Annotated in this window: 26 protein-coding genes; 8 read left to right on the forward strand and 18 right to left on the reverse strand. The window is 65.4% G+C overall.

The window, feature by feature from the left end; all coding sequences use genetic code 11:
* Positions 1-92: 92 nt before the first annotated feature.
* On the forward strand, positions 93-854 hold the full coding sequence (locus AB0C34_RS21490) for an alpha/beta fold hydrolase (RefSeq protein WP_357075614.1): 762 nt from the start codon (positions 93-95) through the stop codon (positions 852-854).
* A gap of 20 nt (positions 855-874) precedes the next feature.
* Here the strand turns inward: AB0C34_RS21490 and AB0C34_RS21495 are convergent, their stop codons facing one another.
* Positions 875-1,285 carry a DUF2784 domain-containing protein gene (locus tag AB0C34_RS21495; RefSeq protein ID WP_357075617.1) on the reverse strand — a complete coding sequence of 137 codons (411 nt, stop codon included), beginning with the start codon at positions 1,283-1,285 and terminating at the stop codon, positions 875-877.
* 37 nt (positions 1,286-1,322) lie between these two features.
* The gene (locus AB0C34_RS21500; RefSeq protein WP_357075620.1) at positions 1,323-2,753 is read right to left on the reverse strand and encodes an SDR family NAD(P)-dependent oxidoreductase; all 1,431 of its coding nucleotides are present in this window, start codon (positions 2,751-2,753) and stop codon (positions 1,323-1,325) included.
* Between the two features lie 211 nt (positions 2,754-2,964).
* On the opposite strand from AB0C34_RS21500, the gene AB0C34_RS21505 reads away from it, so the two are divergent.
* The 3 genes from AB0C34_RS21505 (at position 2,965) to AB0C34_RS21515 (ending at position 5,972) form a co-directional block, all read left to right on the forward strand.
* Positions 2,965-4,110 carry an acyl-CoA dehydrogenase family protein gene (locus tag AB0C34_RS21505; RefSeq protein WP_357075623.1) on the forward strand — a complete coding sequence of 382 codons (1,146 nt, stop codon included), beginning with the start codon at positions 2,965-2,967 and terminating at the stop codon, positions 4,108-4,110.
* Between the two features lie 10 nt (positions 4,111-4,120).
* Positions 4,121-4,756, forward strand: a complete 636-nt coding sequence (locus tag AB0C34_RS21510) for a helix-turn-helix domain-containing protein (protein ID WP_357075626.1) — start codon at positions 4,121-4,123, stop codon at positions 4,754-4,756.
* A gap of 457 nt (positions 4,757-5,213) precedes the next feature.
* Positions 5,214-5,972, forward strand: coding sequence for a DUF4190 domain-containing protein (locus tag AB0C34_RS21515; RefSeq protein ID WP_357075629.1), 759 nt, complete (start codon positions 5,214-5,216; stop codon positions 5,970-5,972).
* A 264-nt stretch (positions 5,973-6,236) separates the two neighbouring features.
* Here the strand turns inward: AB0C34_RS21515 and AB0C34_RS21520 are convergent, their stop codons facing one another.
* The 7 genes from AB0C34_RS21520 to AB0C34_RS21550 all read right to left on the reverse strand — a co-directional run bounded on the left by AB0C34_RS21520 (position 6,237) and on the right by AB0C34_RS21550 (position 11,675).
* Complete coding sequence (locus AB0C34_RS21520) at positions 6,237-6,365, reverse strand: transposase (RefSeq protein WP_357075632.1); 129 nt, start codon at positions 6,363-6,365, stop codon at positions 6,237-6,239.
* A gap of 188 nt (positions 6,366-6,553) precedes the next feature.
* On the reverse strand, positions 6,554-7,555 hold the full coding sequence (gene ligD, locus AB0C34_RS21525) for a non-homologous end-joining DNA ligase (protein ID WP_357075635.1): 1,002 nt from the start codon (positions 7,553-7,555) through the stop codon (positions 6,554-6,556).
* A complete protein-coding gene (locus AB0C34_RS21530) occupies positions 7,552-8,691 on the reverse strand; it encodes an ATP-dependent DNA ligase (RefSeq protein ID WP_357075638.1) in 1,140 nt (379 codons plus the stop codon). Before AB0C34_RS21530 ends, ligD begins: the two co-directional genes overlap by 4 nt.
* 137 nt (positions 8,692-8,828) lie before the next feature.
* Positions 8,829-9,233: a cold shock domain-containing protein gene (locus tag AB0C34_RS21535; protein ID WP_357075641.1), complete on the reverse strand. Its 405-nt coding sequence runs from the start codon at positions 9,231-9,233 to the stop codon at positions 8,829-8,831.
* A 34-nt stretch (positions 9,234-9,267) separates the two neighbouring features.
* Positions 9,268-10,368 (reverse strand): SPFH domain-containing protein, encoded by a 1,101-nt coding sequence (locus AB0C34_RS21540; protein ID WP_357075644.1) that lies wholly within the window; start codon positions 10,366-10,368, stop codon positions 9,268-9,270.
* 19 nt (positions 10,369-10,387) lie between these two features.
* Positions 10,388-10,621 (reverse strand): hypothetical protein, encoded by a 234-nt coding sequence (locus tag AB0C34_RS21545; RefSeq protein WP_357075647.1) that lies wholly within the window; start codon positions 10,619-10,621, stop codon positions 10,388-10,390.
* Between the two features lie 427 nt (positions 10,622-11,048).
* Positions 11,049-11,675 (reverse strand): TetR/AcrR family transcriptional regulator, encoded by a 627-nt coding sequence (locus AB0C34_RS21550; protein WP_357075650.1) that lies wholly within the window; start codon positions 11,673-11,675, stop codon positions 11,049-11,051.
* A gap of 178 nt (positions 11,676-11,853) precedes the next feature.
* Between AB0C34_RS21550 and AB0C34_RS21555 the strand changes: the two genes are divergently transcribed.
* Entirely contained in the window at positions 11,854-13,350 is a 1,497-nt protein-coding gene (locus AB0C34_RS21555) for a condensation domain-containing protein (RefSeq protein WP_357075653.1), read from the forward strand.
* Between the two features lie 10 nt (positions 13,351-13,360).
* On the opposite strand, the gene AB0C34_RS21560 is transcribed toward AB0C34_RS21555, so the two are convergent.
* Genes AB0C34_RS21560 through AB0C34_RS21575 form a run of 4 tightly spaced genes read right to left on the reverse strand, consistent with a single transcriptional unit; the run spans position 13,361 to position 18,772 of the window.
* The gene (locus tag AB0C34_RS21560) at positions 13,361-14,686 is read right to left on the reverse strand and encodes a pyridoxal-phosphate dependent enzyme (protein WP_357075656.1); all 1,326 of its coding nucleotides are present in this window, start codon (positions 14,684-14,686) and stop codon (positions 13,361-13,363) included.
* Positions 14,686-16,218, reverse strand: a complete 1,533-nt coding sequence (locus tag AB0C34_RS21565) for an alanine racemase (RefSeq protein WP_357075659.1) — start codon at positions 16,216-16,218, stop codon at positions 14,686-14,688. The genes AB0C34_RS21560 and AB0C34_RS21565 overlap by 1 nt, the downstream gene beginning before the upstream one ends.
* Positions 16,215-17,504 carry a heavy metal-associated domain-containing protein gene (locus AB0C34_RS21570; RefSeq protein WP_357075662.1) on the reverse strand — a complete coding sequence of 430 codons (1,290 nt, stop codon included), beginning with the start codon at positions 17,502-17,504 and terminating at the stop codon, positions 16,215-16,217. Before AB0C34_RS21570 ends, AB0C34_RS21565 begins: the two co-directional genes overlap by 4 nt.
* The gene (locus AB0C34_RS21575) at positions 17,501-18,772 is read right to left on the reverse strand and encodes an aminotransferase class V-fold PLP-dependent enzyme (protein WP_357075665.1); all 1,272 of its coding nucleotides are present in this window, start codon (positions 18,770-18,772) and stop codon (positions 17,501-17,503) included. Before AB0C34_RS21575 ends, AB0C34_RS21570 begins: the two co-directional genes overlap by 4 nt.
* A 165-nt stretch (positions 18,773-18,937) precedes the next feature.
* Here AB0C34_RS21575 and AB0C34_RS21580 point away from each other — a divergent pair, with 165 nt between their 5' ends.
* On the forward strand, positions 18,938-19,369 hold the full coding sequence (locus AB0C34_RS21580) for a pyridoxamine 5'-phosphate oxidase family protein (protein WP_357075668.1): 432 nt from the start codon (positions 18,938-18,940) through the stop codon (positions 19,367-19,369).
* Here AB0C34_RS21580 and AB0C34_RS21585 read toward each other — a convergent pair.
* The 4 genes from AB0C34_RS21585 to AB0C34_RS21600 all read right to left on the reverse strand — a co-directional run bounded on the left by AB0C34_RS21585 (position 19,366) and on the right by AB0C34_RS21600 (position 22,659).
* A complete protein-coding gene (locus AB0C34_RS21585; protein WP_357075671.1) occupies positions 19,366-19,800 on the reverse strand; it encodes a CBS domain-containing protein in 435 nt (144 codons plus the stop codon). The two genes, AB0C34_RS21580 and AB0C34_RS21585, sit on opposite strands and share 4 nt — an antisense overlap.
* A 105-nt stretch (positions 19,801-19,905) precedes the next feature.
* On the reverse strand, positions 19,906-21,168 hold the full coding sequence (locus tag AB0C34_RS21590) for a helix-turn-helix domain-containing protein (RefSeq protein ID WP_357075674.1): 1,263 nt from the start codon (positions 21,166-21,168) through the stop codon (positions 19,906-19,908).
* Between the two features lie 228 nt (positions 21,169-21,396).
* Positions 21,397-21,639 carry a hypothetical protein gene (locus AB0C34_RS21595; RefSeq protein ID WP_357075677.1) on the reverse strand — a complete coding sequence of 81 codons (243 nt, stop codon included), beginning with the start codon at positions 21,637-21,639 and terminating at the stop codon, positions 21,397-21,399.
* A gap of 222 nt (positions 21,640-21,861) precedes the next feature.
* Positions 21,862-22,659 carry an SAM-dependent methyltransferase gene (locus tag AB0C34_RS21600; protein WP_357075680.1) on the reverse strand — a complete coding sequence of 266 codons (798 nt, stop codon included), beginning with the start codon at positions 22,657-22,659 and terminating at the stop codon, positions 21,862-21,864.
* A gap of 323 nt (positions 22,660-22,982) precedes the next feature.
* On the opposite strand from AB0C34_RS21600, the gene AB0C34_RS21605 reads away from it, so the two are divergent.
* On the forward strand, positions 22,983-23,204 hold the full coding sequence (locus AB0C34_RS21605; protein ID WP_357075683.1) for a DUF397 domain-containing protein: 222 nt from the start codon (positions 22,983-22,985) through the stop codon (positions 23,202-23,204).
* Between the two features lie 89 nt (positions 23,205-23,293).
* Positions 23,294-24,181 (forward strand): helix-turn-helix transcriptional regulator, encoded by an 888-nt coding sequence (locus AB0C34_RS21610; protein WP_357075686.1) that lies wholly within the window; start codon positions 23,294-23,296, stop codon positions 24,179-24,181.
* Positions 24,182-24,410: 229 nt separating this feature from the next.
* On the opposite strand, the gene AB0C34_RS21615 is transcribed toward AB0C34_RS21610, so the two are convergent.
* The gene (locus AB0C34_RS21615) at positions 24,411-24,638 is read right to left on the reverse strand and encodes a hypothetical protein (protein ID WP_357075689.1); all 228 of its coding nucleotides are present in this window, start codon (positions 24,636-24,638) and stop codon (positions 24,411-24,413) included.
* Between the last annotated feature and the right edge of the window lie 265 nt (positions 24,639-24,903).

Genomic DNA, 24,903 nt, shown 5'->3' on the forward strand with positions numbered 1-24,903 from the left:
GGTCGGCTGGCGGCGACTTCCGGACCGCCAGGTTCGGGCGACTACGGTGTCCGGTGGGCCAGGTGCGCGCCGATGTCGGAAAGGAGATCAACGTGGCGGGATCCCATGCCGACTCGAAGTGGCTGCGTTCGTTGCGATCCGAGCCTCAGGGCCGGCACGCTCTGCTGTGCTTCCCGTCGGGTGGCGCTCCGGCCACGACGTATCGCGATCTCGCTCAGCGGTTCGGCGCGGATATCGCGGTGCTCGCGGTGCAGTATCCAGGTCGCCAGGACCGGTTCGGTGAGGCGCCGATCACGGATATCGCGGTGCTCGCGGACCGAATCGCCGAGGAGGTGCTGACCCGAGGAGCGGTCGAACGGCTGTCGCTGTTCGGACACAGCATGGGTGCCACAGTGGCGTTCGAGACCGCGCGCAGGCTGGAGCGCGACGGGCGGCAGCTCGCGACGCTGTTCGTATCGGGTCGTCCCGCACCCACGTTCGTGGAGACCCAGCGCCTGCACCTGGCCTCCGATGACGAGCTGCTCCGGGATCTCGAGCGGCTGGCCGCCGACCCAGCATCGGTCGGACTGCTGCGTAGCGAGCCGAGTCTTGCCGAACTCGTGCTGCCCGCGATCCGGGCCGACTACCAGGCGGTGGAGACCTATCGCTACCGCTCCGGCGTCGCGCTGCGCACCGACATCGCCGCGCTGGTGGGCACCGAGGACCCGACGATGCGTCCGGAGCAGGCCGACGAATGGCGCGGGCACACCAGCGGCGGCTTCGAGCGAGCGACCTTCCCCGGCGGGCACTTCTATCTCGACGAGCATGGCGCAGAGGTCGCCGACTTCGTCGGCCGGCACCTCGCAGGTCCCTGAGGCCAGGTGCGCCCGGCGATTCAGCCGGGGTGGGCCGGTCGGTGCGGGGCGTTCACGGGGACGGTCGGCACGGTGGACCGATGCCGCCGGGTCCACGCATACCCGGTCCACGACGCCACCACCAGCACCGCGACCAGCGCCCGTACCAAGCCGAGTGCGTCCTCGGGGTAGAGCACGCCGGTGATGTAGTGGTCGATGAACCCGCTCGACGGCAGTCGCGCTTCGCCGGCGCGGACTCGCGCCCAATTCTCCAGATCGGTCAGGGGGCATTCGAACCCCAAGGCGACCGAGCCGAGCCCCCAGCACGCCGCGATCAGATGCAGCCAGATGGTGCGCGCCAAGCGCCACGCGACGAAGCCGCCGACCACGACGTAGGCCACAAAGGCGAAGTGCGTGACGGCGGTGGCATCGGCCAGCAGCCGGTACAGCATTCTTCCAGCGTAGCTGTCGAAACCGTGCTGCGCGGGGCTACCACGGAGAGGGCTGGTAGTCCTTCAAGAAGCAACCGAAAAGGTCGGTACCGTTCTCGCCCTGCACGATCGGGTCGTACACCCGTGCCGCGCCGTCGACCAAGTCGAGCGGCGCGTGGAAACCCTCATCGGCCAGGCGGACTTTCGTGTAATGCGGGCGTTCGTCGGTGATCCAGCCGGTGTCGACGGCGGTCATCAGGATGCCGTCCTCCTCGAACATCTCGCGGGCGCTGGTCCGGGTCAACATGTTCAGCGCGGCCTTGGCCATATTGGTGTGCGGGTGCCCTGGCCCTTTGTAGGCGCGGGAGAACTGACCCTCCATGGCGGAGACATTCACGACGTACTTGCGCCGCGCCGCCGCGGCGGCCATCGTCGGACGCAGTCGTGACACCAGAATGAACGGCGCGACCGAGTTGCACAACTGGACTTCCAGCAGTTCGGTCGGATCCACCTCGCCGACGGTCTGCACCCAACTGTTCGTGTGTGCGAGATCCGGTACCAGACCGCCCGCGTCGATCGCCACGCCACGCGAAATGCGTTCCGGCGTAGCCGATCCCGCAACCAAGGCCAGCTCGGTCACGTCGGCGGCGGATAGCGTGGGCGTGAGTGAGGCGGTGAGCGCAGTGGGATGCGCCTGCATGGTTTTGCCGAAACTCACCATCTCCGGCAGCTGCCCGGCGGGCAGCGGCCCGGACTCGGCGTCGACCAGCGCGCTATAGGCGCCTGCGGAGCGCCGCACCGTCTGCGCGGCGTTGTTGATCAGGATGTCCAGCGGGCCATGCGCAGCCACGTCGTCGGCGAGGGCGACCACCTGAGCCGGGTCGCGTAGGTCGATGCCGACGATGCGCAGCCGGTGCAGCCAATCGGCGCTGTCGGCCATCGCGGCGAAACGCCGGATCGCGTCGCGGGGGAAGCGGGTGGTGACGGTGGTGTGCGCGCCGTCGCGGAGCAGCCGCAGCGCGATGTACATGCCGATTTTGGCACGCCCGCCGGTGAGCAGCGCGCGGCGTCCGGTGAGGTCGGTGCGAGCGTCCCGCTTGGTGTGGCTGCTCGCCGCGCACTCGGGGCACAACTGGTGGTAGAAGGCGTCGACTTGGGAATAGCGCTGCTTGCAGATGTAGCACGGTCGCGCGCGCAGCAGCGTGCCCGCACTGGCGCCGGCGCTGCGGGTGCTGATCGGGATACCCGCGGTCTCGTCATCGATCCGGTTCGGTGAGCCGGTCGCGGTTGCCGCCACCACCGCGTGATCAGCCGCGGCGATCGCCTCGCGGGCTGCGGACCTGCGCCGCTGCTTGAGTTTCTTGAACATGTGCCCAACCGCGCGTTGGACGGTCACCGAGTCGGGGTGGGCCTTGTCCAGCACTGCGGTCTGCTCCAGGACCCTGAGACAGGTCGCAAGGTCCTGCGGATCGATCATGCTTTCGGGCATCGCGGCTACGGACATCCTTCACTGAGCTGGGCAATCGACCGGCCTATTGTCGCAAACCCGTGCGCGGGATTGCCGTCCGGTCGTCTGGGTGGCGCACATCGGGCCGGGCTGGTCCGCCGGCCGCCAGCTTGTTGACAAGCTGCCAATAGTTGAGGAGCCTGGGGGCGAACCGGTGCTGGAGCCGGACACGGAGCGAGCGAGGGATCGAGCGATGGCACGCGCGGCGTGGAGTGACGACGAGGTCGAGGCGGTACGCGACCTGGCGAAGGCCTTCTTCGAGAAGGAGGTCGTCCCGCACGAGGACAAGTTCGTCGCCCAGGGCCATCCCGACCGTGCGCTGTACAACCGGGCAGGCGAACTCGGCCTACTGTGTCCCGCGATTCCCGCCGAATACGGTGGTGGCGGCGGGACGTTCGCACATGAGGCCGCGATCATCGAAGAACAGTCCCGTGCGGGCGACGGGTCGATGGGCATGCCCGTGCATAGTTCGATTATCGCGCCGTACCTCAATGCGTTCGGCTCGGAGGAACTCAAGCGGCGTGTGTTGCCCAAAGCGGCCAGCGGCGAAATGGTGCTGTCCATCGGTATGACCGAACCGGGCACCGGTTCGGACCTACAGAACATCAAGACCCGCGCGGTGCGCGAAGGCGACGAGTACGTGATCACCGGCTCGAAGATCTTCATCACCAACGGCTGGCTCTGCGACGGCATCATCATCGCTGCCAAGACCGACCCGACCAAGGGCGCGGCGGGCGTCTCGCTGATCTTCGCCGAAGTCGGCGACGACACCCCGGGGTTTGAGCGTGGCCGCATCCTGAACAAGATCGGCGGCAAAGCTCAAGATACCGCCGAACTGTTCTTCGACGGCCTACGCGTGCCCGCGTCCCACCTGCTCGGTGCGGCCGAGGGGCAGGGTTTCTACCAGATGATGCAATTGCTCGCGCAGGAGCGCTTGGTCACCGCGATCATCGCGGTCGTCATGATGGAGAAGGCCGTGCAGCTCACCGTGGACTACACCAAGGGACGCGAAGCGTTCGGCAAGCCACTGTTCGCCATGCAGAACACCAAGTTCGAGCTAGCCGAGTGCGCGACGGTCGCCACCGTCTCCCGTACCTTCCTGGACGACTGCATCGGCAGGCATTTGCGTGGCGAACTCGACATTCCCACCGCTGCGATGTCCAAGTACTGGCTCACCGACCAGCTGGGTATGGTGGTTGACCGCTGCCTGCAACTGTTCGGCGGCTACGGCTACATGACGGAGTATCCGATTTCGCAGCTCTACACCGGCGCCCGTGTTCTGCGCATCCTGGCAGGCAGCAACGAGGTGATGAAGGATCTCATTGCCCGGTCTCTCTGATGTCACGAGTGTGACCGCGGACGGTGGCGCCGAGTCGGTGTCACCGCGCCGCCGTCGGCTCGAACCCGACGAGCGGCGTGCGCAGATCCTCGCCTGCGCGATCGATATGTTCGGCGAACGCCCGTACGCGTCCGTGTCGACTGCCGAGCTGGCCCAGCGGGCTGGGGTGGCCCGCGGTCTGATCAATCACTATTTCGGTAACAAACGCGATCTCTACCTCGCTGTGGTGCGTCGGATGGTGACGCTACCCAAGCTCGACAACATGATCGTGCCCACCGGCACCGCCCGCGAACGCGTCGATGCCAGTGTGCGCTGGCTGTTGGATACCATCGCGGAGCATGGCAGCACCTGGGTGAAGGTGACCAGCCACGAGGGGGTCGGAGACGACCCACAGGTGCAGCAGATTCTCGACGCCGCCGACGATGCGGCAGCCGACCGCCTGCTGCTGATGGTCGGTCTCGCCGATTCGGCGCACGGTGCCGAGTTGCGCGCGATGGTCCGCGCCTATGGCGGGCTGGTCAAAGTTGCCGGGCGTGAATGGATCACTCGCCGCACGCTCACTCGCGAGCAGGTGCACGACCTGCTGTCGGACATCTTGCTGACGCTCGTCGATGAGTCGCTGCCGAAGGTGGATCGGCGTAGCTGAACTAGCGGCCCGAGCCGGTCGGTGCGTAGCCGTGTCGCGCCGCAGGTCGTCGGCGCCCGTGCGTGCTCCGATCTCGGTAGCGGCGTGCGGCAGGCTGTCGCCACGATCAAGAGAGAGCGTTCCCTGGAGTAGTTGAATTGGGGTTGCCGACTAGCAAATCTTCCGCATCGCAGGTGAATCCGGTTGAAATGGACTGCGGTCGCCTGGTTTACGTCGTCATACCGGCGAACATCCAGAATGAGGGCATGGCGTCTTGCCCTGCATGCCGGTCATGCGGCATTTGTGTGGCTAATCGATCCGCGCGAGCATCTCATCGTTGTTATTACGGCTCGATCACGAAATTATCGATACTCCAGATCCACTATTCGCGTTTTGCGCCTTATTCTGGGTCGGTATATCGGGGCGGGTTCGGACAGTCCGAGGTTCCTGCACGGTGTGGTGTAGGAGAGGTACCTGGATGGCACGGGCAGAACGCCGGGAGACCGAACGTTGGCCGGAGGCGCAACCGGACGAACGCTGGGCGGAACAGGAGCCCGACGGTCGGTGGTCGGAGCCGGAGACCGAACGTTGGCCCGAGCAGGCGTCCAGCCGCCGCCGGACCGGTCGACTGCGGGTAGAGGTTCCACCGATCGTCAATCCGTACGCGATCGTCGCGCTGGTAGCCGCGTTGCTGGGGCTGTTCCCGGTCGCGATCGTGTTCGGGTTCATTGCTTACAGTCATCCCCGTGGACGTGTCATGGCGATGTTCGCGCTGTTGATCGGCGTCGCCGAGATGACCGCGCTGGCCGCGTTCGTGGTGCTGTCGGGCAACTGGTTGCCCGGTGTCACGGAATCTCGAGCCGCCCCGGCCCCGACGTCGGTAGCCCCCGTGACCATCGAGCGTTCGGCGCCTGGTCCGACGACCGTCGCGGCGCGCACCACGGCTACGAGCACTCCACCTGCGGCGAGCCAGGGGCAGGTCACGAAGGGCTCGTCATGCACCGAGGCTCAGCTGGGCCAGATCGGCTCGGCCGCCGACGGCGGCACCTTGATCTGCCTCACTACCACCGGTGGCGGCTACCAGTGGGCCGGCCCGCACATTGTGGCGTCCGCGACCCAGCAGGCCGGATCGAAATGCGACCCCTCGGGTGCGAAGACCGGTCGTACGTCCGACGGCCGGGCGTTGGTGTGTGAAGGCACCGGCCGCACCGGAACCTGGGTCTTGTGGACCGACTAGGTTCTGTCCTGTAAGTAATCGGAGCCAGAGGATGTTCGCGGCGATGGTGGGTACGGCCTGGTAGTAGGCGGCGCGTTTCGCGTAGAGGTGGATCTTGGTGCTCCGCCCGCTACGGGACCGGCCGAGCGCTTCTCTATCGACAGCGACGCCGATGCTGCTGGCGCCCTTTTTTCCGGGCACCAGCAGCGTGCTGATGGACCGGGATGACAGTGGAATCCACACTGAGGATCCACTCGACCTCACCGATCGAGTCGTGTTCGACGATCACCTCGTCCAGGAGATCCGCTGCCAGGTCCCGTCGCCAGTCCACATCCGCAGCCGCTCGTACGCAGTTCTCCACGGCCCGTACCGCTCGGGCAACTCACACCACAGGCGCCGGCCCGCAGCTTCCACCGGATCGCGCTGATCCCCTGCCGGTGATCACGCCAGCACCGACCACGACCGGACACCGGCAGCATCGGCTAGATCCGAGCCCGGGCCCGGTCCGTCAACACACCACGACCCATCACGGCATACAGCTAACACCAACCGTCACAACGAATTACAGGACAGGCCCTGGTCGCATCGACCGTCGGGGTGCGCTAGTCCGACTTCTTGGCGCGGCTCGGCTGGACGCGGGGCGGCTCGTTCGGCATCTTCGGGTACTGCGGCGGCCAGGGAGCGTCCATCAGGCCCGCAGCCATGTCACGTTCGGACATTTCCAGCAGCGGTGCGAGGGACTGCGGGGCGCGGTCGGCCCACGGGTCGCCGAATTCGGCGTAGCGGGCCGGCACGGTGGCGATGGTCAGTTCATCGGGAACAACCGAATCCAGATCCGACCAGGTGATCGGCGTCGATACCTGCGCACCGACCTTCGGCCGGGCGCACCATGCGCCGAACACCGTTTTATGCGGTGCGTTCTGGTTGAAGTCGACGAACACGCGATTGCCGCGTTCTTCCTTCCACCACTGTGCGGTGATCTCTTCCGGGTGCCTGCGTTCCAGTTCACGGGCCAGCGCGACCGCGGCAGCACGCACCTGGTAGCCGTCCCATTTCGGTTCCAGCGCTACATAGATGTGCAACCCGCGCGAGCCGGAGGTCTTGATCCGCGAATCGATGTCGAATTCGCCGAACAGATCTCTGGTGAGCACCGCGGCGTGCTTGAGATCCTCGAACGTTATACCCGGGGAAGGATCGAGATCTATGCGCAACTCGTCGGCGATCCCGAGATCATCGGCGCGATTGGGCCAGACATGGAATCCGAGGCAGCCTTGGTTGACTGCCCACAGGATATGCGCGAGATCGTGCGCGACGAGGGCATCGCTGGTGGTGCCGTTCGGCGTGGACACCTCCACGGTGTGCAACCAGTGTGGCGCGGATTTCGGCACCCGCTTCTGGAACCACGATTTGCCGGACGCACCATCGGGATAACGCTCCAGCAGCAGCGGGCGCCCGCCGACCACGTTCAGGAACGGCTCGGCGATCGCCTGGTAGTAATGCACCAGATCGAGTTTCGTCTCGCCGCGTTTGGTGAAATAGACCTTGTCCGGATTGCTGATCGTGACGGTTCTGCCGTCGACCTCGAGATCGACCGACGCGCTCATCGTGTTTCGCTTTCGCTGGACGCCGCGCTTTCGCTGGACGCCGCGCTTTCGCTGGACGCCGCGCTTTCGCTGAACAGAGCACTCAATTCCGCGGGCGCGACTTCGTCCAGTTGCGCATAGGTGCACGATTCGGGAGTTCGGTCGGTGCGAAAGCGCACCAGTCTGCCGCCGTGGCGCAGTCTGCCCGACTGCACGTGCTCGTAGCGGACTTCGGCGACCAGTTCCGGCCGCAGCGCCTCCCAGGACAGGTCCTTGCCTCCGGTCCAGCGGCTGACCCCGCCCGGCATTTTACCCCCTGCCCTGGCCTGTGCGGCGGCGTCCGCCCAGGCCCGCCACGGGTGGTTGTCCAGCGCGTTCTCCCGTAGCGGAGTCAGCTCTTCGACCAGCTCTTTGCGTCGTGCCGCGGTGAAACTGCTGGCCACGCCGACGTGGTGCATGGTGCCCTGGTCGTCGAAGAGCCCCAGCAGCAGCGACCCCACACCCTGACCGTCCTTGTGCCAGCGGAAGCCCGCCACCACGCAGTCGGCCGTGCGCTCGTGCTTGACCTTGAGCATCACCCGCTTGTCCTGCAGGTAAGTCAGCTCGTCGGACTTGACCATGACGCCGTCGAATCCGGCACCTTCGAACCGGGTGAACCAGTCTTCGGCGATATCGGGGTCATGGGTGAGCGGGGTCAGATGGACCCGGGCGAGTTCAGTGCGCAGGATCGTCTCCAACAATCGCCTCCGCTCGGCGAACGGCGCACCGGTCAGATCCTTGTCGCCGAGTGCGAGCAGGTCGAAAGCGACGAAGCTGGCCGGTGTCTCCACGGCGAGTTTGTCGACCCGGGACGCGGCCGGGTGCAGGCGGTTCTGCAGGGTGTCGAAGTCGAGACCATGCTCGGTGACCACCACTATTTCGCCGTCCACTACGCACCGGTCCGGGAGCGCCAGCTTCAATAGCGCGGCGACCTCGGGAAAGTACCTGGTCAGCGGGCGGTCATTGCGCGAGCCCAACTCGACGTCGGTGCCGTCGCGGAACACAACGCAGCGGAAACCGTCCCACTTCGGTTCGTAGCTCAGGCCCGGCTCGCGTGGCACCGCGGGCACGGATTTGGCCAACATCGGCCGGACAGGCGGCATCACCGGTAAGTCCACGCGAACCTCCTCGGGTCGATCGTCACCCGTACCGACGTCACCCGCGGCGCAAACTCATCGGTACGTGGCGCGGCTTCGGTCGATGGTAAGTGGCAACCCCGACACGGTCGTGGACTTCGGCGTGTTCGCGCTCCGGCTCAGTTCTCCAGCCAGCCGTGCTGGTCGGCGAAAGCGGTGAGCCGATCCCGGATGGTGAGGATCTCACCGGCCGTGAGCGCCGGGCTCGCATCCAGAAGCAACTCGGTGATCAGGCGTTTGTGTTCGGCGACCGTGAGCGGTCCCGAGCCCGGTCTTTCCTTCCCTTTGGACCGGGGAACCGCGGGAGCGGGCTGGCCGCCGACCGCGCTGAGATTGACCGCCTTGGGTCCACGGTCGCCTTCGGTCACGTCGAATTCGAACACCCGCCCCTGGCGTAACTCGTCCTCGTCCAGTCCGATGTCGTTGACGTGGACAAACACGTCCGGACCGCCGTCTTCCGGCCGAATAAACCCGAATCCCCGAGAGCTGTCGAACGACACCAATTTCCCGATGGACACCACCACACCCGCTCCTCGCCGCAGTCGATACCCGGCTACTTTAACCCGCATCTTCCCTGTCGTTGGGGGTTAGGGCCTTTTGTAGCGAATTGAACACGGTCAGCCCCTGACCGACCATTCCGTTCACCAGTTCACTCACGCCATCGGGTCCATTGAGTACGGTGAGATTCGCGTTCGCCAGGCCGTTCGAGGCCTGCTTGACGATTTCCGGAAGTTGTTCGATCAACAATTGATCCAGCGCGATCCGGTTGTTCGACGCGGCTGCCTCGGCTTGGATCCTGGTCCGGTCGGCCTCCGCCTCGGCCAGGATGCGCACCCGATCCGCTTCGGCTAGAGCGGGTTTCACGACCTCGGCCTGCAGTTGCTGTTCGCGTAGCTCGGCTGCTTTGCGTGCCTGCTCGGCCTGAGCGGTGAGCACCTCTTGCAACGCCATCGCCTCGGCGAGCGGCCCGGCCTGAGCCGCCTCGGCGTTCGCCTTGTCGATATCGCGCTGGTATTGCGCACGCAGGATCGCGGTCTCGCGCTGGTATTCCGCCTGCCTGCGCTGGGATTCCTGCTCGGCCTGCGCTGACACCTGCGCCGCCTGGGATTGCGCGATCTGCGCATCGCGCTGTACCGCGGCATTATGCGGCGCCGCCAGTGCGGCGATGTAGCCGAGGTTCCCATCGTCGATGGACTGGATCTGGAAGGAGTCGACCCACAGACCGATATTGCTCATTTCCACTTTCGACGCGACGAGCACTTCGTCCGCCAGTCTCTGGCGTTCCCGGATGATCTCCTCAACGGTCATCGAACCGACGATCGATCGCAGGTGCCCGGAGAAAATGCGTCCGGTAAGCACCGACATCTCTCGCTCCTGCTCGGAGAGAAAGCGCTGCGCCGCGTTCACGATTGAGGGAGTGTCGTTAGCGACCTTGAACGCGATCACCGCTCGAACGTCGAGTTGGATCGCCTGCTTGGTGACACACCGCTCTTTGATCTCGGCCTCGAACATCGCCAGGGACAGGTAGCTCACCTTGCGGAACAGTGGAATCACCCAAGCGCCACGTCCGATGATCACCTTGAACGGTGCGTTGTCTCGGCTCGTACCGCCGCTGACCAACATCGCCTCGTCCGGGTCCGGCACGTGATAACCCAGCACGTCTGTCTCCCTTACTGTTTCAGAATAATTCGCCGGATTCCGTGTCGAGCGGAATCCATGGGACGACATCGACGATGCGTCCCGGATGGACCGCGATGACCAGCACCGCCGATCCAGCCGAAATCGGCTCGACGGCTTGTGCGAGATACAGCTCGGTTCCCCCTCGAATCGCGACCAAGACCTCACCCAGCGTCCCGGCTCCCCGGATCGGCGATGTGAGCGTACCTGTCGAACCAACTATGGGGTCGGTCATCTCGCGATCTCCGGTACAGACTGCCGGATCGTCGGACTACTTCGCACACAACATATTCGACACCGGAAGATCTGCGATGGTGGTGTTTCCCTGTTCCGGGCGATCCAGCCGCGCCCGCGCGTGTTGGCTTGCCAGCCAGGGCGCCGTGGTGGGTGAGTTCGGAGTGTGCGGCGTCGGGCGGGACCGGAATCCATCGGCGAACTCCCGAACGTGCTGTACGACCATCCGGGCTGGTGGCGGCCTGCGATGGTGCATGCGCGGGTGGCCTCGATCAGATTGGGGCATCGGAGTTCACGGTCGTACACAGGACGTTCGCGGCACTGTCGCGAGGCAGGTCGCGCAAATACCCGGACGGAGATACCGACATCCGAGTCGTCGGTACACCGCGACGCGGTCGCGGTCGAAGTCGGTGCCGGGAGGTGTGCGGTCAGCAATACAGCGAGCGATACGCGGTGAGCATCGCGACGCAGTGGTCGACAATCTGGTCCCGGGTTGCGCGCAGCGAGCCGTTCAGCCACGCCGCGAACATACCGGCATTGCCGCTGGCCATCGTCACCGCGGCAAGTCTGCGCCGGACCGGGTCGTCGATGTGGCCGAACAAGTGGTCCTGCATGATTCGAGTGAACACCGGCATCACCGCGATGGTGGTCTGGCCGAGGCCGGTGCTCGAGTACGGCTCGACCAAGAACAGTCGCGACTTGCGCGGGTCGGCGAGCACTGCGTCCACCAAGATCTCCGACAACTCACGGTCGCGGGACCGGTCGTCGGTGGCGGTGAAGGCGGTCATCGGTGCGAGAAACTCGTCGGCGATCTGACGGTAGAGCACATCCAGCAGTTCGTCGCGGCTGGTGAAACTCTCGTAGAAATAGCGGTCGGTGAGGTTGGCTCGTCGGCACACCGCGCGCATGGTGACCCCGCTCGCGCCCGCCTCGCCGATCAGGTCGAGCGCGGCCTCCAGCAGCGCTGCCCGGCGTGCCTCCCTCCGCTCGGTGAGCGTGGTTCCACCCCAGATCCGCGGGCCTGAGTCGCCCTCTGATTCCTGGTCTGTCTGCACCGCCCAACGATAGTGCCTTGGGTCTGCGGATGTATCCCGGACCTGCCTGGAACCTGTACGGACACCATGGTCTTGCCGAAACAAATGCTGGACGATTACGGGATGGTAACTGTATGTTTACGCGAGCCGGTTACGCTGCCGGTTTGATCGGTGTTTCTGCGGTGGAGGATTACAACGCGTGAACAACTCCACTGTGGGAGGCCGCACCGTCGGCGGCGGATTGGGGGTGGCTCTGCCCAACGACCGACGACCTTCGGTCCTTAATCTCCCACCGCGGCAGCGTCCGGCTGCGCTCGCCCGCCGCCCGCGTCCGGCGTACGTGCCGCTCGCGCCCGCCCAGGAACGGATGTGGCACGCCGCGCGCGCGGGTAGCTCGAGTGACTGGAATGTGGCTCGCGCGGTGCGGATATGCGGTCCAGCGTTGGAAGTCGGCGCGCTCGTCGCGGCGATCCGCGATGTCGTCGCCCGGCATGAGCCATTGCGCACCCGCTACCCGGAGACCGGTGCGGGTCCGGCGCAGGTGGTCGTTCCGGTACTCGAGGCCTGGGTGCGGCCTGAGGTCCGCATGGTCACCGAGGATGAATTACCGAAACACATTGCCGAATTCGCGGCGAACGAATTCGATCTGGCTACCGACCAACCGCTGCGGGCGCGGCTGTGTGTGCTCGGGCCGCACGATGTCGTGCTGGTGCTGGTCGTCCACCATATCTCGATCGACGGCCGCTCGGTGGGTCCTCTGCTGCGAGACCTCGTCACTGCCTATCTGGCCAGGCGGGCTGGCGTCGCGCCCGGGTGGACGCCGCTACCGATCGACTATGTCGACTACACGCTATGGAAGCACGCCCAGCTCGGCGATTATGCGGACGAGTGGAGTCGGGCCACTCAGCAGTTGCGTTACTGGGCCAACGTTCTGGCCGGTCGGCCGGCCGTGCTCGAATTCCCTTGTGCCCGAGTACGTCCGGACCGTCGGGCGGACTCCGTCGGCGCCCTCCTTCCGGTCACGTTCGGCGCCGGCGTGCACCGCGGGCTGCTCAACCGGGCCACGGCGGCGCAAGCCAGTATTTTCATGGTGCTGCAGGCCGCGTTCGCGGTGGCGGTCGGGGCCTTCTCTTGCAGCGACGATGTCACGGTGGCCACCGCGGTGTCGGGGCGGGGGCACCGCCTACTGGATGATCTGGTCGGAAACTTCTCCGACGACGTGCTGATGCGGGTCCGTCTCGACCGCGCCGCGGACGTGGACGACCTGCTCGAACAGGTACGCAGGGTCGCGCTGGCGGCGTTCGCCAACCCCGATACGCCGAACACTCGGCTGAAGCGCTGCCTGCTCCAGGACGCGGCCTGCCCACTGTTCCAAGCGACGCTGATCCTCCAGCGCGGCGCGGCCGCGCAGTCCGCGCACACCGGCGGCGACCTGACCATCGCCGAGATCGATATCGGCGTGATCCGCGCCAAGCACGATCTCGAGTTCGGCCTGGTCGAACGCTACGATCGGGTGGGCCGGCCCGCGGGAATCGACGGCGGGTTCATCTACCCGACTGCGCTGTTCGAGCACGACACAGCAGTGGCGTTCGTGGAATTGTTCTCGGCGACAGTCGAATTGTTCGCCACTGGATACCGCGGTCCGCTGGCCCCGCTGCTGGCGAACATCCGACACTGCACCACTGTGGTGCGGTAGCCGGCTGGGCTCAGCCGCGCTCGAGGGGCAGACCTGCGTCACGCCACGCGACGATCCCGCCGTCGAGGCTCGCGGCGTCATATCCCGCCCGATGGGCGCGGGCCGCGAACCGCAGCGACAGCTCGCCGACCGGACAGACGAAGACCACCGGTCGCGACCGCGGGAACGGGATACCGTGGGTGAACATCTCGTCGAGTTGGTCGTCGCGGATGTTCAGTGCGCCGGGCACGTGCCCGATGCGGAAGGCCATCGCGCCACGCGTGTCGACGATAGTCGGTCGGCCGGTCCGGTCCAGTTCGACGAGTTGCTCTGGCGACAGTCTGGGTGTGGCGTTCAGTTCGGTAGCAGTCGGCGCCGCTTCCCCGCCTGTGCGGTCGAACAGCTCGGGCCTGCGCTTCTTGATATATGACAGGTACGGCTCGAGCCGATCGCAGACGATGAGCACGGCGATGATCGGATCGGTCGGGTCGATCGCCGACTGGTCCAAAGCGTCGAGTGTGTCCAGCGCAGCGGCATAGGCTGCGCCGCTGGTCGGCCCGGCGAGCACCCCATACCCGCTGGCGAGCCGTAGTGTCGCGTCCACCGCGTCGGTGGCGGGCACGGTGACGATCCGATCGTAGAAATCGGGTTGGAACAACCCGACATCCCACATCTCACTTTCGGACCGGATACCGGGGATGAAGTCCGACCGCTCGGACACCACCGCGATGGTGCGCAGTTCGGGATTGTGCTTGCGCAGGTAGGTGGCGGTGCCTCGGGTGGATCCGGTGGTGCCAAGCCCTCCGATCAGATAGTCGACCCTGGTGATGCCGTCGGCGGCGAGGTCTTCATGGATCTCCCGGCCGGTGCCGGAATAGTGCGCCTCCACATTCTTCTCATTGGTGTATTGCGACAGATGGCGATAGACACCGGGCTGCTGCGCCATGGTCGTCTCGATGACCGAGTAGACGTCGTTCGGCGTGGTCGGGTCGGGGCATTCGGACAGGCCCGGCAGTTCCACGATCTCGGTGCCGAACAGCTGTAAGAGATCGCGGACCTCGGCGACTTTGATCCGGTTGGTGACCGCGCGCAGACCGATGCCGTACACCGCGCCGAGGATGCGCAACGCCTTGGCGGTGTTCCCGCTGGATGCCTCGATCAGGGTCTGGCGGCCCGCGCCGATATCGGCCAGGTCGTCGCGGATCATGCCCCAGGCCACCCGGTCTTTGACCGAGCCGAACGGGTTGTGCGACTCCAGCTTCGCGTAGAGTTCGACGTGCGCCAGTCCGTGCACTGTGGGATCGAGGCGCAGCAGGGGCGTGTTGCCGATGAGTTCGGTGATGTGTTCGTAGCGCATCAGTGGGTCTCGACGGATCGGACCGGCCGCGTGGGACGGTGGCCGGGGTGTGGAATCGCCGAGTGCGGCGGGTCGAGAGCGACGGGTGGTTCGTAATCGATGTCGCGAACGACCTGGAAGTCACCGGCGCCGTAGGTGACGGCGAGCTTCCCAGGCGGTGGATGCATCGAGGCCGATGCCGCGGACAGATCCATGTGGTAGGCGCCGGTGTTCGGGAAAACGATCAGATCACCCGACCGCGGCGGGGCAGGCAGCCATACCTTGTGGTTGGTGATCAGGTCACGTTCCAGGCACAACTGCCCCGCGAAATAGACGCCGACCGGCCCGGATTCGCTTCTGCCCAGCGCCGGATCCAGCCCGGTGGACGCAGCCTGGCGCACTGCGCGGGGCAGAACGATCGGATCAACCATGACCTCCTGGTCGGCAGGCGTCACCGAATCGCGGCTGAGGTCCAGATTCACCAGCACACTGCCGTCGGAAGTCTGCTTGACGAACTGGACCGAGGCCACCGTGATACCCGCGTGGTCGACCAGCGACTTACCCGGCTCCAGCCACAACTCGAGCAGATTGTCGCCAGTGACCTGTGCCACCGTGCGCCCGCCGTGCCCCGGCAGCGGCGCGTCGAGCAGATCCGCGAGCATCGTGCTCGCCGGCACGGTGTTGGCGTACTTGTGGAACACTGGCGTACCGTGCACGGCACTGCCGCTGATGTGGTACCCGAAGGTGTTGCTGCCCCAGCTCATCGGCTCTCTACGACCGAGTAGCGACTCGCGCAGTGCAAGCACATAGTTGTCGAACTGCTCGGCGTCGGCGGTGAACACCTGACGGAATCCACCGCCGATGTCGAGTACCGACGGTGCGAGTCCGCAATCGTAAGCCCGCTCGACCAATGCTAGGCAGGCGTCGATCGCGCGGACCCGCTCACCGAGGTCACCGGAGTCGAGGTGGAAGGCGAAACCGAGGAATTCGATGTGCTCGCACTGCTCCGTCAGCAGGTCCAGCGCCTGCCGGGTGTGCGTGAGCGGCACGCCGAACCGACTCACCTGACCGGCGGCGAAACCGGCGACCCGAAGCAGCACCGGCACCGGTAGGTCCCCGGCCAACTCGGCGATCCGGCGCAGTTCCCATAGGTTGTCCACGTTGATGGTCGCCCCGTGGTCGATGAGGTCACGCAGGAAGGCTTCGCCCTTCGGCCCGGTCACCTCGATGCGCGGCGGATCGAACCCCGCACCGGCGGCGCTGGCCAGCTCGTGCGTCGAGGCGACGTCGATGGTGATACCCGCTTGCTCGGCGGTCCGAACCAACGCGCGGGACTGATTGACCTTGTGCGCGTAGCAGATCCGGTGTCGTGGCGTGCGGCGGTCGAGCACGTCGCGCAGACTCGTGAGGTTCTCCGCGAACACTTGCGGGAATACCAAGTGCGCCGGGGAGCCGAACCGCGTGAGTGTCTGCGCCACGGCGTCCGGAGTGTCGAGGAAGGCGGAAACCAGCGGATGCAGCTTCGCTGGGAGCGCCGGGAACGGACCCGTCATACCGCGGTTTCCGAGGGCTCTGCGGCGACTTGCCGCGCCGGGGTCTCCGGCTGCGCAGCGACGGGGTTGTAGCCGCCGTCCCGGATCGCCTCGAACGCTCGTGCCCGGTTGCGCGGGCTACGGAACTCGGCGATCACCCGCTTGGTGGTCAGGTCGATGTCGATCACGCGGATGTCCATCGACGCGAGCACTCCGCCGATCGTGCGGACGCAGTGCTGACAGGTCATGTCTGGCACGGAGAACACCTGATCCTCGACGGTGACAGCGCGGTCCGCGTCCGCCCCGTAGAGGTCGGCGCTAACCTCGACGATCTCGCAGCGCTCGGTGATCTCGAGGAACGTCGCGACGAACCGGTCGACCACAGTGGGCAGGATGCTGTAGTGCTCGCCGTTCATCTGGTGCGGCATCGCGGCGAGGCAGGCGGGGCGGGTTCCCGTGGGCAGCAACGCGTACTGACGTGAGATCAGGTCGAGATCGTCGTGGTACTTGGCAAGCGCGTCCGGGATCGAGAGCCCCTCGACGGTGGTGGCGCGGCGCATCACAGTATGCGCGTCGGCGATGGTGGCGTCTTTCATCGCGCGCAGGGTCGCCACTGTCTCCGCCGAATAGCGTACGGCGCCGTTGGGTTGTGCAACAAGGGTCACCGGGATCATGCCGCGCCGGTAGGTGGACGCTTGCAACTCCCAGAACCAGCGCGTCGCCACCGCCGCGAACAGTCCGGAATCCTGTATTCCCTTCGCGAACTCGGTGGCGTCGTGATACGGGGTCTGGCTGGCGAGCAGCGCGTGCTGCGTCAGCACGCGCCCGGCCGACTCGATGCCGACTCGCACGATGTCCAGCGGATCGTGATCGGTGGTAGTGCCGAGCAGCGCCGCGTGATCGCTCGGGCGCAGCGCCGAAACCCGTTCGAAGAAGGTGGGATTCGCGTCTATCGCGTGCCAGAGCGCCAGAACGGCTTCGCGTGTGGCGATCGGCACCAACGGCCCGAGTCCGTCGGCCCGGAAGTGTCCCGTGTTCGGGATGCCGTCGCTGTCGGTCCACGCGATCCGATGGGACGCGCTGGTCACCTGATCCGCTCGGCACGGCCGCATGAACCGCTCCAGATACAGACGCTGGGAGTAGGTGAGGTGACTGCCCGGCTCGGCGGACAATGCGGCACAGGTGAATTCGATCCGGCGCGGCAGCGCTGGCGGCGACAGCGGTGCGGTGAACAGCCCCGGCTGCGCCAGTCCGGCCAGCACCTGGGACGCGGCCCGCCGGTCGTAGCGCGGGGTATCGATCGTCACGTGACCTCCTCGGCGATCTTATTGACGCAAGTGGTGAATCGGTCGATCTCGTCGCGGGTGTTGTAGACGTGCGTGCTCACCCGCACCGAGTCGACCTCGTCGGCTACCGCGGGAGTGCAGTGCGCACCGGTACGGACCAGGAATCCCAGCTCGCTCAATACGAATCCCAGATCGGTGGCCGAGATTCCGTCCAGCGTGAACGAGACGATCCCGTACCCGACGGCGCAGTCGGCGTGCGCCGGCCCGGGCAGGAACTCCAGCCGCCGCAGTGGTCGCAGGCCATCGATCAGCCGCAACGTCAGGTCCCGGTTGTGTGCCGCGATCGCACTGATGTCGAGAGATTCCAGCACGTCCAGCGCGCTGCCGAGTGCGAGGATGCCCGGGATGTTGGGGGTGCCGCCCTCGAGCAGTTCGGGCATCGCCTCGGGAAGGAGGCCGCCCGCGCCGAGACGCACCCCGGAGGTGCCACCCGGCAGGAACGGGACCAGCCTGTCGTGCACGCGTCTGCGGCAGTAGAGGATTCCGGTTCCAGGCATGCCGAACATTTTGTGCGCGGCGAAGATCGCGAAGTCCGCACCGAGTTCGGTCACGTCGACCGGAAGGTGCCCACCACTCTGCGAGCAGTCGAAGCACAGCAGAATGGCAGGATCGATCTGCCCACGCAATTCCTCCAGCGTGGTGCGACCGCCGAAGACATGGTGTAGATGGCTGGTCGTGATCAGCCTGGTCCGCGGAGTGATCTTGGCCAGGATGTCGGCGGTGTCCGCCTCTCCCGTGCCGGTCACTCGGTAGGGAACCAGCGCGATATGGCGCCCGAAGCGCGCGAGCAACCCGCGCAGATGGTGCCACGGATACACATTCGACGCATGATCGGTCGCGTTGTAGAGGATTTCGTCACCATCGCCGAGGTCGGCCATGCCCCACGACAGTGCGACGGCGTTGAGCCCGGCAGTGGCTCCGCTGGTGAAAACCACCTCGTCGGCGTGCTCGGCACCGATGAACGCCGCGGCATGCTCCCGGACGTGGGCGATCCGCGCGGACAGGCCGGTCGCCCATGGGTAGGTACCGCGCCCCGCATTGGCGGTCCGTGCGCTGTGATAGCGGTGGATGGTCTCGATGACAGGTAGCGGTTTCTGCGTGGTGGCGGCGCTGTCGAGGTAGACCTCGGTGGCATCGGCCAACGCCGGGAACAGTTCGCGCACCGAGGTGGGCACGAGTGCCGAGGGCCGCGTGACCTCCGCCGGTGTGACCTCTGCCCGCGTAACCACCGCCCGCGTAACCACCGCCCGCGCCACACGCGACCTCGGGGCGGGGAAGCGCACGGTGACGCTCCCTTCGCCGGATCCGCTGGACTTCACCCACGATACGCATTTTTGGTACGGACTTCGAAGTTTTGTCGTGGACAACGGCTTTCGAACGCTAGCCTGGTGGTCATGCCACTGACCTCGGACGAGCGTCAACAATTCTTCGCGCAGCCACACATCGCGGCACTGTCGGTGTCGGCGGGATCCGGACGTGGCCCGCTCACTGTCCCGATCTGGTACCAGTATCGCCCCGGCGGCGAGGTATGGGTGCTCACCGGCCCGCAGTCGCAGAAGATGCGCCTTATCCGGGAAGCCGGTCGGTTCACCCTCATGGTGGAGCAGGTGGAGCCGACCGTCCGTTATGTGAGCGTGGAGGGCCCGGTCATCCGAGTCGCGCCGGCGACCGACGAGATGCACCGCGAGATGGTCGCGCGTTACCTGCCCGCGGAATCGGTCGACGCCTATCTGAAGGCCGCCGAGGCATACGGTGAGCAGGTCGCGATCTACCTGCGGCCGGAGCACTGGCTCTCGGCCGATCTCGGCAACCTCAGCGAACTCTAGTACCGGCCCTGCAGGTACTCGACGAGGTGTTGGCGCTCGGTCGCCAGCTCCGAGATCGCGCTTTTCACCACATCGCCGATGCTGACGATGCCGACCAGTCTCCCCTCGTGTACGACGGGCAGGTGCCGGATACGGTGTTCGGTCATGATGGAACGCAGGCCGTCGACCGTATCGTCGAGCGCGCAGGTGCGTACGTCGGAAGTCATGATCTCCGATACGGGGGTGTCCAGCAGGCCCGCGCCGCGGGCGTGCAGACTGCGCACCACGTCGCGCTCGGAAACGATACCCGCGATCGTGTTCCCGTCCGGGGAGACGACGACCGCGCCGATATTGTGCTCGGCCAGCGCGGCGAGCAGCGTGCGTACCGTTGTGTCGGTGGCGACGGTGGCAACGTCGCTACCCTTTCTACGCAGGATCTCCGAAATTCGCATATTTCACCATCCAGACATCGAGGCCTTACCAGGATCGCAAGTTCGCCGTGCGGTGACCAGCACGAATCCGTTACGGCCACGGATCGGTCACGGACCGGGCAGTCATCAGCGGGGCCGTACGACGCTGCGGTCCAGGTCACGGGCGAGCAGTGCGATCGCGGCCTGCGAGATTCCCGCCGAGGTCGCCAGATCGAGGGAAGTCAGCTGGGTGATGCGGCGCAGCCGATAGTCGACGGTATTGGGATGCACGTAGAGCTGGCGCGCGGTGAGCCGACGATTCATATCGTTGCCGAGGTAGGCGCGCATGGTCTCGAACAGTTCGGGATGGGCGTCGAGCGGACCGAGAATGGTGGCGATTCGCCGGGTCGCCGGGCCGCCGCGGGTGAGCTGATATTCGACGGCCAGATCAGCCATCTGGTAGAGACCGGGCGGTCTGCTGCCGATCTGAACCAGATTGAGCAGCTCATGGGCCTGGTCGGCGGATTCGGGAATCCGGTCGGTGTCACTGGTCACGACGGTGGCGGTGAGCGGGACCTCCGCGGCCTCGGTCAAGAGGCCGAGCGTCGCGCCCCCGACGGTGGTTTCGGTGTCCGCGCCCAGCGGGATCAGCAGCGTGCCGCCCTTCGTGCTGAGCAGGGACAGTGCGCGGGACGCGAACACCGAGGCCAGCCCGGACTGTAGCCGGCGCAACGTGCGACGTGCGGCGACATTCGTGTCGACTTGCGCGTCGCGCTCGTCCGGGTGCTCCGGGATCGCAAGGGCGATCACCTGATAGGACCCTGCGATCGGGATGCCCGTCTGCCGTGCCAGTGCCGAAGTTCCTCGTCCGCTCAACAGTGCGGAGGCCAGCGTCTGTGCCGCCGTCTGGTGTTCCCGCGCGACCGAATGCTGCTCGTCGACATAAGCTTCGGATACCGCCGCGGTGACCGCTTCCAGCAGTTCGAACACGAGATCGGTGGCGATCAGCACCTCGTTGACGTCATCGGCTTTGGCGTGCGCGGTGACCAGACCGAACGCGATGCGTACCCCTTCGTGGTAGGCGCGCAGGATGGTGCGCAGCGGCACGCCCTCCCGGGCCCACTGGGACGCCGATTCGCGCATCGCGCCGAGCTGCTCACCGTCTGGGACGGCGCGCCGGTCGAACATCTCGGCGACGAGGCCGAGACAGCCGCGGGCGAGTTCGGTGATTTCTCCGCGCGAGTGCTCGCCACGGAGTGCGCGACTGGGGGCCAGGCAGGTCTCGAAGTACCCGACCATGTGCGAGGCGACGTGATCGGCATTGCGCAGTGGCGCGGACGCCGGCTGTCCGCCGATTTCGAGTGCCGAGTCGGACGAATCTGTGGACAGATCCAGCGTGGAGAAGGTCATGCCGAGTTCGCTCCCATGCCACCTCGAGCGTGCGAGTGCTGCGCCCGAGTCGATCGGATCACTATACGAAAGGGTCGTGTGTGTGGCGAGTGATCGGTGAGATCGATTGCGAGCATGGCGCATTGTGCGATGACCTGCTCACGACGGGGACCCTTGCGGTTGCGTCCGATGATGAAACTGCCCTCGGGCTGGGGCGAACAACTGTGTGCGCCAATCGATTTCGGTGTGCTACTCGTCGTCCAAGCCAGCTGACAGATAGGCGGCGGCCGCCAGCCACTGCCTGCACTGCGGGCCGTGTACCTCATGGGCGTAGAGGATGTCCCGGGCCTGCCGGTAGGTGAGGCCGGGCGGCTCGACTCCGCAATCGGACATCGAGAACTCCGGCGGCGGGCATCGGCGCAGTAGTTCGGCGCCGGCTCCAGCGCCCTCGAGGACGGTAACCCGGCGGGGAGCTAGGAATGGTTGGCTCATTCGACTACCCCTCGCGTGTGCACGTGGCGGGGAGGACGATGTGATGGTGACGCCGGCGCGAACTCCCTGCGTACCTCCCCGATTTCGGGTATGAGTCTATGCCTCTGTCGCTTACAGATGCAAGTACATTTGCACGATCGGTCGGAAGAATCGGCGCGGCGGTCGTCGACTTCGGGTCGGTCGACCGCCGCTGTGCCGCTTCAGATTTGACGTCTATGGGGCTTACGGCTTGCGGGCAACCGCGCCGTAGGCGGAGATTGGGCGGATCTCGCCTATCTGGGTCTGGTCGGTGCGCCATTGGGTGATCGACACAACGCCTGGGTCCACCAGCTCCAGCCCGTCGAAGACGGCTTCGATCTGGGCGCGAGGACGCGGAACATAGGGGGTGCCGCCGGTGCCGGTGTAGTTCTCACACAGCGTGACGTAGTCCTTGCTGTCGTCGGTGCCGTCCCACATCACCAGGAAGCTGCCCGCCGGCACCGAATCCAGCACGGTCCGCACGATGCGCAACAAGTCGTCGTAGGTTTTGGCGTGGCCGAGCACGCCCATGAACATGACGGCGATCGGCTGCGTGAAGTTCAAAACATTCTTGGCGTCGGAGATGATGCGTTCCGGCTCGTGGTAATCGGCATCGATGTAGGTGGTAACGCCCTCCGGGGTCGTGCTGGTCAGCAGTGCTCTGGCATGGGTGAGCACCAATGGGTCATTGTCCACATAAACGATCTTGGCTTCGGGTGCGACGCTTTGAGCGACCTCGTGCGTGTTCTGCATAGTGGGCAGGCCGGTCCCGATGTCGAGGAACTGTCGGATGCCTTGCTCGCCCGCGAGATAGCGCACGGCACGGATGAGGAACTGGCGGGATTGCACTGCCATGGTGGTGATGTCGGGATCGACTTCGATCCCGGCGTCTCCGGCGACGCGATCTATTTCGTAGTAGTCCTTGCCGCCCATCCAGTAATTCCAGATCCGCGCGGAGTGCGGGATGTCGGTCCGGATCAAGGGGCTGTGGTCTTCGGGCATGGGGTAGGGCTCCTCAGGGAAACGGTCCATGACACGGCCGTGCGGGTGCTGCGCCGCGGGTGTCGCGAATGACTGATGCATCCGATGTGCACTGTGACAGTACAAGATTCGTGCGTCTCGGGCCGGGTAGATTGTCGAGCTGATCACGGGATTTGGTGTCGACCCGATCGTGTTTCACATTCGCGATCGAGCGGTCCGGATCGCCGGACACGCGAGGGCGAACTTCGTGCTATCGTCCGGGTGTGGGTGCAGATGCAAGAACGTTTGAGCGTGCATCTGCACGAACCGATTCGTCGAACTGCGGTAACCGAGGAGTGGGGAAGATGTTGGATACATCCATCAACGAGATCATCGGAACTTGGCGCAAGAGTTCTTTCAGTAATCCGAGCGGCAACTGCGTCGAGGTCGCTGAAGCGGCCAATGGCCAGGTGGCAGTACGGAACTCGCGGGACCCGGAGGGCGGCGTGATCTTCTATACGCGTCCGGAGATCGACGCGTTCGTCCGCGGCGCGAAGGCGGGGGAGTTCGACTATTTGACTAGCTGAGCGGTAGCATTGGCGGTCGGTGCGGTGTGTTTCACGACAGGTGGTTGTGACACACTGTGGGCAACCCCGGAGTATCGGAGACGAACTCGATGATCGCTGAACCCGATGACGATGGTCATGTGCAATCTGTTGTCGCGGAACGTGGTCCGACCGTGCTACGCATCGCACTGGGCGGCCAGTTGCGCAAGCTCCGGGAGAACAGGGGCATCACGCGCGAGGCGGCGGGTGATGCGATCCGGGGTTCACATGCCAAGATCAGTCGACTCGAGTTGGGCCGCACCGGTTTCAAGGAACGCGACATCCGCGACTTGCTGACCCTCTACGGAGTCCTCGACGCAAAGGAACGCGAGTCGTTCCTTGAATTGGCCAGGCAGGCCAACGAACCGGGCTGGTGGCATCGATACAGCGACCTGCTGCCGCAGTGGTTCGGCACCTACCTCGGTTTGGAGCAGGCCGCGAACAAGATTCGCACCTACGAGGCGCATCTCGTCCCCGGACTGCTTCAAACACCCGAATACGCCCGGGCTGTAGTGGCCCTCGGGTACGAGGATGCCGATACAGATCGGCGAGTCGCGGTGCGGCAACGCAGGCAGGAGATCTTGTTCCGATCGGATCCGCCGATCGTCTGGGCGGTGATCGATGAGGCCGCGTTGCATCGGCCCGTGGGTGGCGCGCAGGTGCACCGCGAACAAATGCAGCATCTGATCACACTCGCCAAGTTGCCGAACGTGACGATCCAAGTACTGCCTTATTCCGCCGGCGAGCACGCCGCGGCGGGCAGTTCTTTCAGCATTTTGCGTTTCGCCGAGCCAGAACTGCCTGACATCGTCTACCTCGAGCACCTGACCAGCGCGTTGTATCTGGATCGGCGGCAGGACTTGGCGCTGTACTTGTCGGTGATGGACCGGCTCAGTGTCCAGGCAGAGCGTCCGGACAAGTCGATCGCGATCATCGACAAGTACGCTGCCGGACTCTGAGTTCGTCATGGGGCGCGATCCGTCGGGGCTGTCGCTGAACGGCTGATGACACAAGGCAACTACGGCTCAATAGCCGGTCGCTACCTCGCGTTCTGCGCTCCTTGATTTCAGCCGGTCAAACCTTTGGCTAGGCGGTCGGCGGATACATCCAGCGCCGTATGGTGGGACGGCAGCATTGCCGAAGGCGTCGTCGCGTGGTGCGGTGCTTGTGGTACAGCGCCGGGCGGTATTACAGCCTGATGCAGCTGGAGGTGATCCGCCAGAATGTTGTGCGCTGCAATGTGGTGAAATCCCAATCGTCGGCCATAGCGTGCACGGTGGTGACGATTCGCTCGATATCGAAATCATGTCGTGTCGCCGCGCCGGTCGATTCAACCGCATCGATGACGTACGCTACGGCAGTTTCCCGCGAGAATGCGGTAGTGGTTTGGCCGCTTCGGGCCGACGGTGTGCTCATTTCTCCACCGTTCGCCAGCTGATCAGTCGGTGCAGCATCGGCTAATTCGAGCCGGCCACCATGTAGTGATTGTTTCATTCGAATGCCCCTACTGTGTGGCAGTGGCGAGCACGTGGTGACTTCGGCGTTCGGCTGGCCATGCGGCCTCCCCTGCTTGTCCCCAGTAAAGCGTTGCCGACTGAGTCTAGGTCGCTGTACCTTTCAGATGCAAGCACATCTGCACGATCGATTGCATGGTCACGCTAGGCTTTTGGCGTCTGTGAGT

It is taken from the genome of Nocardia sp. NPDC049220 (assembly GCF_040647855.1).
In the GTDB taxonomy this organism is placed as follows: Bacteria; Actinomycetota; Actinomycetes; order Mycobacteriales; family Mycobacteriaceae; genus Nocardia.